The organism is Micromonospora sp. NPDC005174, from assembly GCF_040608495.1.
Classification (GTDB): domain Bacteria; phylum Actinomycetota; class Actinomycetes; order Mycobacteriales; family Micromonosporaceae; genus Micromonospora.
In genome coordinates this window covers 17724-29972 of the sequence record NZ_JBEXIJ010000022.1, presented here as the reverse complement: position 1 = coordinate 29972, position 12249 = coordinate 17724, and the positions used below count along the sequence as shown (strand labels likewise).

Below are 12249 nucleotides of genomic sequence, written 5' to 3'. Positions count from 1 at the left end.
GCGGCAGGCCGGTCCCCACCTGCGGTTTTTTCAAACCTCCGCAGTGCCTGACTATTGTCACGAGTTCGCGTGCACCTCGCACCGGAGCCGGTGACTAAGCGCACTGGAGCCCACCCAGGCCCGTCGATGAGACTCGATGCAACGCCGGAAGACAGCAGCCGGCCGGATTCGAGAGGTGGCGGGACGGTGGACGAACGCTACGACAGCTACTGCGCCGCGGATCGCCTCTTCTACGACTCGCTCGGCAGCGCCGTCGCGCAGCCCGTCTTTCCGGCCGCGGAGCGCCCGATCCCGACCGGCTGGCGACGCGAGCCGCTCGACGACTGGCTGATCTACGCGCCGGACGGCGGCTCGCTCCCGCAGCAGGGCTGGAAGATCCACGTGTCGGCGGGGCTGGAGAACGCCGAGCGGGTGCTCGACGCGGTCTGGGACTACTGCGTCCCCCGGGGCCTGTCCTTCAAGTTCCTCCGCGGGCCCCGCACGCTGCTGCTGCGCAACTCCAAGTACGCCTCCCGGGCGGCCAGCGGCAAGTTCATCACCGTCTACCCGCACGACGACGCGGAACTGGAACTGGTCTGCAAGGAACTCGACGAGCTGCTGACCGGCGAGTCCGGGCCGTACATCCTGAGCGACCTGCGCTACGGCGCCGGCCCGGTCCACGTGCGCTACGGCGGCTTCGCGGCCCGCTACTGCCACTCGCCCGACGGCCAGGTCGTGCCGGCGATCGAGGACGACTCCGGCACGCTGGTGCCGGACCGCCGCGATCCCGTCTTCCACGTACCGGCGTGGGTCACCCTGCCCGACTTCCTCGGCCCGCACCTGGCGGCCCGCGGCGGCACCAGCACCGACCAGGTGCCCTACCGGATCGAACGGGTCATCCACTTCTCCAACGGCGGTGGACTGTACGTGGGCCGGGACCTGCGCACCGACACCGAGGTGGTGCTCAAGGAGGCCCGTCCGCACGCCGGCCTGGACGCCGACGGCACCGACGCCGTCGCCCGGCTGGCCCGGGAGGCCGACGCCCTGCGACAGCTCGCCGACCTGCCGCAGGTGCCACGGGTGCACGACGAGTTCGACCTGGGGGAGCACCGGTTCCTCGCGCTCGAGTTCATCGAGGGTCGACCGTTGAACAAGGTGCTCGTCGACAGGTACCCGCTGATCGACGCCGACGCGACGGACGACGACCGGGCGGCGTACGCCCGCTGGGCCCGGCACGTCCACGAGCAGGTCGAGACCCTCATCGCGGCGATCCACGAACGCGGTCTGGTCTACGGGGATCTGCACCTGTTCAACATCATGATCCGCCCGGACGACCGGGTCGCCCTCGTCGACTTCGAGGTGACCGCCCCGATCGACGGGCACCGCCGCCCCGGGCTGCGCAACCAGGGTTTCGCCGCGCCGCGGGACCGCACCGGGCCGGCTGTCGACAGGTACGCCCTGGCGTGCCTGCGGTTGGCGCTGTTCCTGCCACTGACCCAGCTGGTGCGGCTCGCCCCGGCGAAGGCGGCGCATCTGGCCGACGTCATCGCCGCCAACTTCCCGGTGCCGAGGTCCTTCCTCGACGCCGCGGTCGAGGAGATCACCGGCGGCCCGCAGGTCGCGGACCTGCACCACGCGCCCGTCACGCGGGAGAAGCTGGCGACGGCCATCCTGGCCAGTGCCACCCCGACGCGCGACGACCGGCTCTTCCCCGGCGACATCGAGCAGTTCCGCAGCGGCGGCCTCAACCTCGCGCACGGCGCGTCGGGAGTGCTGTACGCGCTGCACACGAGCGGCGCCGGACGCTGGCCCGAGCACGAGGACTGGCTGGTACGACGGGCGACCGCGCCCCCGTCCGGCACCCGCTGCGGCTTCTACGACGGGCTGCACGGCGTCGCCCACGTCCTCGACCGCCTCGGACGCCGCCAGGACGCGCTGGACGTGCTCGACATCTGCCTGCGTGAGCCCCTCGACGGGCTCGACCACAGCCTGGCGAGCGGGCTTTCCGGGATCGCGCTCAACCTGGCCGAGCTGGCCGCCCGCACCGGGGAGGTGTCGTTGCGCGACGCCGCGTGGCGGGCCGCCGAACGGGTGATCGGGCAGCTGGCCGACGACCCCGGCCCGGACGTCAGCGGGGGTCGGAACCCGTACGCCGGGCTGCTGCGCGGCCGGACCGGGCCGGCGCTGCTGCTGCTGCGGCTCTACGAACTCACCGGTGACGAGGACCTGTTGGAGCACGCCGCCACGGCGCTGCGCCAGGATCTGCGCCGGTGCGTGCTGCGCCCGGACGGTGCCCTGGAGGTCAACGAGGGCTGGCGGACCATGCCGTACCTGGCACACGGCAGCGTCGGTATCGGACTGGTCCTCGACGCGTACCTGCGCCACCGCGACGACGACCGGTTCGCCGAGGCCAGCGCCGGCATTCGCCGCGCGGCACGGTCACCGTTCTACGCGCAGTCCGGGCTCTTCGCCGGCCGGGCCGGCATCATCGCCTACCTCGCGGCCTCGGTCCACGACGGCGACCGCCGGGAACTCGCCGCGCAGGTGGACCGGCTGGCCTGGCACGCGCTGCCGTACCAGGAGGGGGCCGCGTTCCCCGGTGAGCAGTTGCTCCGGCTCTCCATGGACTTCGGCACCGGCACCGCCGGCGTGCTGTACGCGCTGACCTGCGCGCGGCAGGACGATCCGCCGGTGCTGCCCTTCCTCGCGCCCCTGCCGGGCGCGCAGAGACTCCCCCGCGACAGCGGGGGCGACCGGATCGACGAAGGCATGGAAGGGAGGTGAACGACATGGCGCTTCTGGACCTCCAGGGCCTGGAGATGGCTCCGGCCGACCGTACGGGTGGCGGTAGCCGGGCGAGCCTGCTGCTCTGCGGCGACAGCTCGCTCTCCGTCACGACCTGCAACTGATCCGTCGCATCAACGTGATCGCCCTGGGTGGGTAGACGTGCCCACCCAGGGCGACCGCGTAGCACCGGGAGGACCGATGTCGACGTTCGACGCGGGGGACCGGCTGCTGCGGCGGACGGTCCTTGCCGGCGGAGGCTGGACGGCCGGCCTCGCGGCGGTCGCGCTACTGGGCGCGGCCGCCGAACTGTTGCTTCCCGCGGCCCTGGGCCGCGCCGTCGACGCCGCCCTCACCGGCGGCTCGATCTGGTGGGCGGTGTCCGCCTGCGGCCTGGTCGTCGCCCTCGTCTGCGTCGACGCCCTGACGGATCTGACCAGCGGATTCGGTGCGGCACGCGCCACCGCCGGGCTACGCCGCCATCTGCTGCGCCACCTGTTCGCGCTGGACGTCCGTGCCACCCGTCGGTACCCGGTGGGTGATCTCGTCGGCCGCCTGGTCGGCCAGGCCGCCGACGCGGGACAGGCCGGCAACGCCGTGGTCCTGACCGTCGTGGCGGTGCTGCCGCCCCTCGGTAGCGTCGTCGCGCTCGCCATCCTGGAGCCGGTCCTGGGCATCACCCTGCTCGCCGGCCTCGTCCTGCTCGCCGTGCTCATGCGTGCCTTCGTGGCCGACGCCTCGACCGCGACCGCCGGGTACCAACGGGTGCTCGGCGTCATCGCCGGCCGGCTGCTGGAGTCGCTGACCGGGGCACGGACCATCGCCGCCGCCGCCACGCTGCGCCGCGAGGAGAACCGGGTGCTGGCGGCCCTGCCGGAGCTGGGTCGGCACGGTCGACGCACGTGGGACCTGTTGGCGAGGGCGAGCGCGCGCACCTCCGCCGTCGCGCCACTGCTGCACCTGAGCGTCGTAGCGGTCGGCGGGTACGCCCTGACGGCGGGCTGGCTCACGCCCGGCGAACTGGTCGCCGCCGTCCGGTACGCGGCCATGGGCGCCGGCCTCGGTGCGGTCCTCGCCACGCTCAACCACCTGGTACGCAGCCGTGCGGGGGCACACCGGGTGGCCGAGCCGCTGCGCGAGCCCGCCACCGCGACGGGCGACCGGCCCCTTCCCCCCGGCGGCGGTGCGCTGCGACTGCGCGGGGTGTGCGTGTACGGCGACGACGGCAGAGTCGTCCTGGACGGCATCGACCTGGACGTACCGGCGGGCGCGACAGTCGCCGTCGTCGGGGCGTCCGGCGCCGGTAAGTCGACACTGGCAGCCGTGGCCGGCCGACTGCACGACCCGGACCGCGGTGAGGTGCGCCTCGATGGCGTACCGCTGCGGGACCTCGGCGCGTCGGCGTTACGCCGAGCTGTCGGCTACGCGTTCGACCAGCCGGTGCTGATCGGCGCCACCGTCCACGACGCGATCGGCCTGGCGTTGCCGGCCGCGTCCGCGACACCACCTGCCGACGGGCCTCCGGCCACGCCGGCGGTCCTGCGGGCCGCGCGCGGTGCGGCGATCGACGACGTGATCGACCGCCTGCCCGAGGGGTACCGGACCCCGCTGACCGACACACCGCTCTCCGGTGGTGAGACGCAACGCCTCGGCCTGGCCCGGGCGTTCGCCGCCGAGCGGCTGCTCATCCTGGACGACGCCACGTCCAGCCTGGACACCGCTACCGAACACCGGATCACCGAGGCGGTCGTCGGGCGCGCCGGCGAGCGGACCCGACTGGTGGTCACCCACCGGACGGCGGCCGCCGCCCGCGCCGACCTCGTGGCCTGGCTGGACGGCGGTCGGCTGCGTGGCCTGGCACCGCACCGGCGACTCTGGGCCGACCCGGACTACCGGGCTGTCTTCGCGCCGGTTGGCGGTGGGTCGTGAAGCCGCTGACCGTACGCCAGGTGACCTGGCGGGCGCTGCGGGCCCGCCGGCGTGACCTCGCCGGGCTCGGCGGGTGGTCGCTCGTCGAGGCGTTTCCCGCGCTGCTCGCGGGTCTGCTGGTCGCCCGTGCCGTCGACGACGGCTTCCTGGCCGGGCGCCTGGTCGACGGCCTTGCGTGGTTGGGGGTCCTCGCCGTGGCCGTGCTGGTCGGCGCGGCGGCGACCGGGCGGACGTACCGGAGCCTCGGCGCGGTGGTCGAGCCGTTCCGCGACGAGGTGGCCGCCCAGGTGGTGCGGGGCGCGCTGCGCGATGCCACCCGTGCCGGGGGGCGCCCGGACAGCGCGGCGATGACCCGGCTGACCCACCAGATGGAGATCGTCCGGGACACCTTCGCCGGTCTGCTGATGGTGACGCGCGGCTTTCTCTTCTCCGCGGGCGCGGCCCTGCTCGGCCTCCTCGCCCTCGCGCCGGTGGCGGCGGCGCTGGCCGCCGCGCCGCTGGTCGCCGGCCTGGTCGTGTTCCTCGCCGCACTGCCGGCGATGGTCACCCACCAGCGGGCGTACGTCCGCGCGGGCGAGCGGTTGGGCCAGTCGGCAGCGACGGCGCTGGCCGGTCACCGCGACGTGCTCGCCTGTGGCGCTCAGGCACGCGTGGCATCCGAGGTGGAGCAGCGGGTGTCGGCGCAGGCCGCCGCCGAGCGCACCCTCGCCCGGATGGCCGTGATCCGCAGCCTCAGCCTCGGAATCGGCGGCTGGTCCCCGCTGGTGGTGCTGCTCGTGGCCGCCCCGTGGCTGGTCGACCGTGGCATGACGGCGGGCGCGATCCTGGGGGCGCTGATCTACGTGTCCACCGGACTGCAACCCGCCCTGCACACCCTCGTGCAGGGCCTCGGCGGCGGCGGGTTGCGCTACGCCGTCACCCTGGAGAACATCCTGCGCGTCTATCCCCACCTGCCGCCGTCCGCCGGGGAGACCCCTGGCCCGCGCCCGTCGACCGGGCCGGTCGGCGGCCTACCGGCCGCCGAGGTCCGGGGACTGACCTTCCGGTACGGCCCGAACGCCCGGCCCGTCCTGCGGAACTTCTCGCTGACCCTGGCCGACGGCGAACACCTGGCGGTCGTGGGGCCCAGTGGCGCCGGCAAGTCCACGTTGGCCGCCCTGCTGGCCGGTCTGGTGCCGCCGCAGGAGGGTACGGTCCAGCTGGCCGGTACTCCGGTCGCCGACGTCGCGCCGGCCGTCCTGGCCCGGCTGCGGGTGCTGCTGCCCCAGGAGGCGTACGTCTTCACCGGCACACTCGCCGACAACCTGCGCTACCTGCGGCCCGACGCCGACGACGACACCCTTGAGGTCGCCCTCGACGCGCTCGGTGCGCGTCCCCTGGCGACCAGGCTGGGCGGCCTGGACGCGCCGGTCGTACCGGCCCTGCTCTCCGCCGGTGAGCGGCAGCTCGTCGCGGCGGTCCGGGCCTGGCTCGCGCCCGCCCCGCTGGTGCTCCTCGACGAGGCGACCTGCCACCTCGACCCGGCACGGGAGGCGACGGTCGAGGCCGCCTTCGCCCGGCGACCCGGCAGTCTCGTCGTGATCGCCCACCGGATCAGTTCGGCCCTGCGGGCCGGCCGGGTGCTGGTCCTCGACGGCGACGTGCCCGTCGAGGGGACGCACGAGCAGTTGCTCGACCGCTCCGCGACCTACCGGGCGCTCGTCGGCTGTTGGGACGAGCCGATGACCCCGTCCCGGACGGTGGAGCGGCAGGGCTGAGACCCGTCGCTCAGATCCACCCCGCCTCGCCCGCCATCCGTACGGCCTCCACCCGGGTGCGCGCACCCACCTTGCGGGCGATCCGACCGAGGTGGTTGCGGACGGTGCCCCGGCTGAGCCCCAACGCCGCCGCGACCTCGGCGACCGGCGCCCCCGCCGCCGTCAACGTCAACACCTCCCGCTCGCGCTCGCTCAGCGGGTCGTCCGAGTGCAGGGCCGCGACGACGAGGTCCGCGTCCACGACGGGTTCTCGGCGCGCGAGTCGTCGGATGCCGTCGACGACCCGCTGGGGTGCGGCGTCGTTGCGCAGGACGCCGACCGTGCGGCCGGGGCTGAGCATGCCCCGCAGTCGCCGGGCCCGCTGCGGGTGGACAAGCATCAGGACGGGGCACAGGCCCAGTCGGCCGGGAGCCGCCGCCTCGACAAGGTCGAGGTCGGCCACCACCACGTCCGGGCGTTGGGCGTGGACGGCCGCCGGTACCGCGTCGCCGCGATCCACCTCCGCCACGACGCGGATGTCCTCCTCTGCGGCGAGGACGAAGGAGAGCGCCCCCAGCATCAGGGCCCCGTCCAGAGCGAGCAGGGTACGGATCACGACGAACCTTCCCGCGCGTGGACAACGATCACTCAACGTCAATATTCAAACACGCATCCTCCGGGGCCGCACGGCGACGGGGCGGGTCCGCACACCTCCGACGGACCCGCTCCGAGATGCCTACAACCAGCCGTTGCGCCGGGCGTGCCACACCGCCTCCAGCCGGTTGCGGGCTCCGATCTTGTGCAGGATCGCCGACAGGTGATTACGCACCGTCCCGTGGGCCAGGAAGAGGCGGCCGGCGATCTCCTTCAGTGGCAGCCCCTCGGCCGCCATCCGCAGCACGTCCATCTCCCGAGGCGTCAACGGCATCTCCGGGGGACTGAGCACCGCCACGGCGGCGGTCGGGTCGATGGCCCGCTCGCCGGCAGCGAGCAGGCGAATCGACCGCACCAACTCCACCAGTGAGTTGTCCTTGCCGACCAGACCGCGCGCACCGGCAGCCAGCGCCGCCTCGACCAGCGCCGGGTTCCACCGAGGGCTCATCGCCAACACGGCGGTGTGCGGCGCCTCGACGTTTATCCGGGCGACCATCTCCACCGGATCGGGCAGCTCCGGATCAAGCGCCAGCACCACCACCTGGGGTCTGCACCGGCGGACCGCCGTCAACAGCTCGCCGACGCCCTCGACGTCGGCGACCACCTTCATGTCCTCCTCGCGGGAGAGCGCGGCGCAGAGTGCCCCGCGCAGCAAACCCATATCCTCGGCGACAACAACGTGGATCACCGTGTTTCTCCGATCTCAGGTGCACGTCACGACGGTCACCGAACCCGGAGTGTCCACGGGGCGGCCAGGACTGTCGTGCGCGAAAAGTCGGACGGCCAGGGACCCCCGCGGCACCATTGTGCGAGCGGGCGCGGGTGCCATCGACCAGGCCAGCGGGATGAGACCGACCAGGCGGGCCAGCAGCCCGGAGTCGGCGGGAGACCTCAGCCCGGGCGGGCGATCGCAGACGGAGTTCGGGTGTCGACGAAGAGCGGAACGAGGTGACAGGGCGCGGCGGTGCCGGGGTCTGACTGCCGATGAGCGGGTCGGACCAGACCCGGCGTGGGCGTGGCGCCCCCGTCGGTGCCGGCGGCGTCCTGGTCGGCCGGGGTGACGGGCTGACCCGGAGGGTAGGCCGCTACGGCCGGTGGGGCCGGGCGCGCGGCGAGGTGGCCCGGTGGGGCCATGGGAGGTAGGTGCGCCGCCACGGGTGTCGGCGGCGATGCTGCCGGGGGTGGCGTCGCCGCGGCGCATACGGGCGGCGGCGCCGGACCCGGCAGTGACGCTGGCAGGGCGGCCGGGCCCGGCGCGAAGGCCGCGCCGGCCGGTTCGAGCGCCGGGGGAGCGGGCCGCGCCCTCGGCGCGGGCACGATCACCGCGCCGAGGGCGGGCGGCAGGACGGCGTCGACGACACCCAGGAGGGCCGTGACGACCGGCGCGATCGGCAGTGCGCGCACGACATCGACGGCGGGTCGCAGCACAGGGGTGAGCAGGCCCGCCACGGCGGGCGAACCGAGCGCTCCGCGTAGCTGTCGGTGAACGGGCGCGGCGGCGGTCGGCTGCCGTGCGGGATCTGCCGTCGCTCGGGGCGGGCGGGCGCGGTGGGCGGGACGATGAGTCGCTCGGGCCGCGGTCGAGGTGCGCAGCCGTTCGTGCCGCGCGGCGTCGGACCGTACGAGTGTGCCGGCCCGGGACGACGGCACGGACATCCGCGCCGCGTCGGTCGGGCGGCGGGACTCGGCCGGAGACGGCACATCGCGTGCGCCGACGACACCGGCGATCGCGCCGGTCAGCGGGGCACGCTGCCCGTGATGGTGGCGGTCCACGGCGCGTGGGCCGCGTCGGGGATCGTGGTCGGAGCGCTCGATGGTGGTGACCTGTCGGACCGGCTCCACCAGAGCGCCGAGCTGCCGATGAAGCTCGTCGCCGGAACTGCCGCGCGTGCCGTCGGCGCTGGCCGGCCCCTGGAACAGGAGGGCCAGGAGGAAGCCGCCCCCGACGGCCACCGCGATCAGCGCCAGACGCCGGGCGAGCCTGCGCAGACGGTTGACCACGACCGGCGTGGGTCGACCCGGCGCGGACGTCGGCGCGGTTCCGTTGACGGGACTTCGCACGCGGGCACGACCCCCTTCCCCTCTGGATTGCTGACCCATAGTAGCGATGCCATCACGTATGCGCATCCGCTGATGCGCACTGCGCGGACTGAGTGTCGGGCGGCCTGCTGTGGCTGCCCGCACCTTTTGCACCGATTGTGGGACTTATTCGCGTAAGCCCGGTTGATGTGAGTTCGGCTCGGCTACCTTCCCCGTGGGCGCGACAACCGACTTGTCGCTGTCTGCGCCGACTGTGGCGTACAGAGACACGGTGTACGGAGAAGGGCCAGATATGTCCAACCATCGACACCCGAACGTCAGCGATGCGGCGGCAGAGCAGCCACGTCCGCCGAGGAGGCGCAGGGCCCGCTGGCTCGTCGCCGGGGTGGCCGGCCTGACCGGGGTCGCCGGTCTGGCTGCCGTCGGCGTGCCCGGAGGCCTGACCGGAGCGCTCGGAGCGGGCGGAGCGCTGTTCGGGAAACAGGTCCTTGCCGGCAGCAGCCGGGCGGCGGACGACGACAGCGGCAAGCACGATCCGGGCGGTCGCGACAAGGAGCACGGGGGCGACAAGGAGCACGGGGATGACGACTGGAGCGGAGGCGGCCGGGACGCCTGGGACGTACCGTGCGGTGCCAACGAGCTGATCGCCGCGATCGTCCGCGCGAACGCCGAGCACGGGGCGACACTCCGACTCGCCAAGGGGTGCACCTACACGCTCACCGCGTCGGCCCCCCAGCCGCCCGTGCCCCACGGCCCCGTCGGCCTGCCGATCGTCACCCAGCCGATCACGATCGACGGAAACGGCGCCACCATCGTCCGCGCTGCCGCCGCCACCCCGTTCCGGATCCTTGAGGTGGGGACCGGCGGTGACCTGAAGCTCCGCGACGCCACCATCAAGGGCGGCGACGACACGAGTGGGATCGGCGGCGGAGGTGGCGGCATCCGCGTCGACGTCGGCGGCCGGGCCACCCTGGAGAACATCGACGTGGTCTTCAACCACACCAACGGCCCCGGTGGCGGGATCGCCAACTTCGGCGACACCCGGATCCTCGGCCGCAGCGATCACGGTGGCAAGGACAAGGGTGACAAGGGCCGGGACGGCAAGGACAAGGACGGCAAGGACCGGGAGCGCTACGGCGACGACGAGAGCCGGATCAGCGACAACGGCGCCCTGTTCGACGGTGGGGGCGTCTACAACAACGGCAACCTCACCGTGAAGAACACCAGCCTCAGCGACAACAGCACGATCGGAGTCGTCAACATCCTGCCGATCGGTGGCGCGGGCGGTGGGCTGTCGAACTCCAGCACCGCGGTGCTCGACGACGTCCGCGTGCACCACAACAGCGCCGGTTTCCGGGGCGGTGGCATCCGCACCGGCATCAACGCCACCACCACGGCCAGGAACGTCGAGGTCAGCGAGAACACGACCGGCAGCGAGGGCGGCGGCATCTTCACCGACGGCATCTTCCAGCTCCAGCACGGCAAGATCTTCCGGAACGACGCCGGCCAACGCGGCGGCGGCGTCTTCAACCAGATCGGCCGGTTCGTGGCCGAGGACAGCCAGATCAGTGAGAACGCCGCCAGCACGAGAAGCACCATCGAGAACGGCGGCGGCGTCTACAACGGCAGCGGTGTGGTCGTGCTGCGGCACACCCTCGTCAGCCGCAACAAGGCCTTCGGCACCAACTCACGCGGCGGCGGAATCTACAACAACGCCACCCTCACCCTCACCGAATCCACGGTGACGGAGAACGTCTCCGTGGTGGCGCCGGGTGGGGTCTTCAACGACGGTGGCCAGGTGTCCGTGGACGACAAGTCGGCCATCAGCGGCAACCGCCCCACCAACTGCACGCCCAGCGCCCCACCCGTACCCAACTGCTTCGGCTGACCACCGCGGCACCCGGTCCCGCCCACGGTCCGATCCGATCGGACCGTGGGCGGGATTCGCCGCGTGCGGTCAGAGCCGGGAGGTGAAGGTGGCCAGGAAGCGGTGCGGGGTGACCGCGCCGCTGTTGTCGAAGCAGATCACGTCGACGTCGGCGTTCGTGGTGTACGTCCACGCCTGGGTGAGGTGGCAGTAGTTGCTGCCGGCGCCCTGCGCCACCACCTGGGCGTGCGTCTCCTTGAGGCCGACCTGCGGGAAGGTCGCCAGATAGCGGCCGGCGGGCACCAGCGCCGCCACGGTGTTCGCGCCGACGCCGAGCACCGAGTTGTCGTTGGTGGGCCCGCCCACTGCGGTGCCCAGGTAACCGAAGTACGACGGCGGGCCCAGGGAACCGATCACCGGCCGGCGACGGTGGTACGAGAGGGCGAAGTCGGTGTTGACGAACGCCCCGGCCTGGTCGTAGCAGAAGACGTAGACCTGCACGTCGGTTCCGGCCGCGCTCCACGAGTAGACCTTGCAGCGGCGGGGTCCGGCGTTCGGCTCTACGGCGGTGACCTGCACGTTGCCGGCGAGCACGCCGGCCAGCCCGACGCCGGGCAGCCGCACCAGATACTGCCCGACGCCCACCGGCCCGGCCGTGTTCACCACCCCCGTCGAGTTGTACCACTGCGCCACCGCCCCGCTGGCCCACTGCACGAACGCGTGCGAATTGCCGGCCGGCAGCGCGCCCGAACTGGTCGTCCAGAGCACGGTGAACGGGGTGTCCTCGCGTGTGCCGCCGGGTCGGTGGCACTGCACGTCGACGATCTCGTCGACGCCGGACTGGAACCAGCGGACCACCTCGCAGTAGTGCCCGGTCCGGTTCACCGGGGTCACGTGCGGCACGCCGCGCGCACCCGCGCCCACCTGCGGGAAACGGACCTGGAACCGACCGGGCGCGAGCTTGACGCCGTCGGCCCAGGCGGCCGGGAATGCCGTCTTCCAGCTACCCCACTGCCGGCTGGTGTCCAGCACGGTCCAGACCGTGACGGTGGGGTCCTTGACGTACGCGAATCCCCAGCGGTCGGCGGTGGCCGCGGCGGCCGGCGCCGGTGGCGCGAGTGCGCTGGCTGCCAGGACGGCAGCCAGCGCGGCGGTCACGAACGAGCGGAGACGCATGTGTTCCTCCATTCGACAGGGACGTGTCGGAGAGGAGTGTGCGGTAGGTGATGTCTCGGTGACAATCGGCTACTACGCGCTGCG

At 73.2% G+C, this 12249-nt stretch carries 9 protein-coding genes; 5 read left to right on the top strand and 4 right to left on the bottom strand.

What is annotated here, in order from left to right; all coding sequences use genetic code 11:
* Positions 1 to 186 precede the first annotated feature (186 nt).
* The 4 genes from lanKC to ABZU91_RS22485 all read left to right on the top strand — a co-directional run bounded on the left by lanKC (position 187) and on the right by ABZU91_RS22485 (position 6449).
* Positions 187 to 2763, top strand: a complete 2577-nt coding sequence (gene lanKC / locus ABZU91_RS22500; protein ID WP_355243665.1) for a class III lanthionine synthetase LanKC — start codon at positions 187 to 189, stop codon at positions 2761 to 2763.
* A gap of 5 nt (positions 2764 to 2768) precedes the next feature.
* Positions 2769 to 2888 (top strand): SapB/AmfS family lanthipeptide, encoded by a 120-nt coding sequence (locus ABZU91_RS22495; RefSeq protein WP_013734295.1) that lies wholly within the window; start codon positions 2769 to 2771, stop codon positions 2886 to 2888.
* A gap of 76 nt (positions 2889 to 2964) precedes the next feature.
* The gene (locus ABZU91_RS22490) at positions 2965 to 4692 is read left to right on the top strand and encodes an ABC transporter ATP-binding protein (RefSeq protein ID WP_355243662.1); all 1728 of its coding nucleotides are present in this window, start codon (positions 2965 to 2967) and stop codon (positions 4690 to 4692) included.
* Positions 4689 to 6449, top strand: a complete 1761-nt coding sequence (locus tag ABZU91_RS22485) for an ABC transporter ATP-binding protein (protein WP_355243659.1) — start codon at positions 4689 to 4691, stop codon at positions 6447 to 6449. Before ABZU91_RS22490 ends, ABZU91_RS22485 begins: the two co-directional genes overlap by 4 nt.
* Before the next feature lie 10 nt (positions 6450 to 6459).
* Here the strand turns inward: ABZU91_RS22485 and ABZU91_RS22480 are convergent, their stop codons facing one another.
* The 3 genes from ABZU91_RS22480 to ABZU91_RS22470 all read right to left on the bottom strand — a co-directional run bounded on the left by ABZU91_RS22480 (position 6460) and on the right by ABZU91_RS22470 (position 9143).
* On the bottom strand, positions 6460 to 7044 hold the full coding sequence (locus ABZU91_RS22480; RefSeq protein WP_355243656.1) for a response regulator transcription factor: 585 nt from the start codon (positions 7042 to 7044) through the stop codon (positions 6460 to 6462).
* A 120-nt stretch (positions 7045 to 7164) separates the two neighbouring features.
* Positions 7165 to 7770, bottom strand: coding sequence for a response regulator transcription factor (locus ABZU91_RS22475; protein WP_355243653.1), 606 nt, complete (start codon positions 7768 to 7770; stop codon positions 7165 to 7167).
* Positions 7771 to 7973: 203 nt separating this feature from the next.
* The gene (locus tag ABZU91_RS22470; RefSeq protein WP_355243650.1) at positions 7974 to 9143 is read right to left on the bottom strand and encodes a hypothetical protein; all 1170 of its coding nucleotides are present in this window, start codon (positions 9141 to 9143) and stop codon (positions 7974 to 7976) included.
* Positions 9144 to 9414: 271 nt separating this feature from the next.
* On the opposite strand from ABZU91_RS22470, the gene ABZU91_RS22465 reads away from it, so the two are divergent.
* A complete protein-coding gene (locus ABZU91_RS22465; RefSeq protein ID WP_355243648.1) occupies positions 9415 to 11010 on the top strand; it encodes a hypothetical protein in 1596 nt (531 codons plus the stop codon).
* A gap of 69 nt (positions 11011 to 11079) precedes the next feature.
* Here ABZU91_RS22465 and ABZU91_RS22460 read toward each other — a convergent pair whose 3' ends face one another.
* Positions 11080 to 12165 (bottom strand): hypothetical protein, encoded by a 1086-nt coding sequence (locus tag ABZU91_RS22460; RefSeq protein ID WP_355243645.1) that lies wholly within the window; start codon positions 12163 to 12165, stop codon positions 11080 to 11082.
* Positions 12166 to 12249: the final 84 nt, after the last annotated feature.

What these genes read in the sequence shown, in the direction of transcription:
- ABZU91_RS22495 (WP_013734295.1), top strand. Translation starts at nt 2,769, where the DNA reads ATGGCGCTTCTGGACCTCCAGGGCCTGGAGATGGCTCCGGCCGACCGT.
- ABZU91_RS22490 (WP_355243662.1), top strand. Translation starts at nt 2,965, where the DNA reads ATGTCGACGTTCGACGCGGGGGACCGGCTGCTGCGGCGGACGGTCCTT.
- ABZU91_RS22460 (WP_355243645.1), bottom strand. Translation starts at nt 12,165, where the DNA reads ATGCGTCTCCGCTCGTTCGTGACCGCCGCGCTGGCTGCCGTCCTGGCA.
- ABZU91_RS22465 (WP_355243648.1), top strand. Translation starts at nt 9,415, where the DNA reads ATGTCCAACCATCGACACCCGAACGTCAGCGATGCGGCGGCAGAGCAG.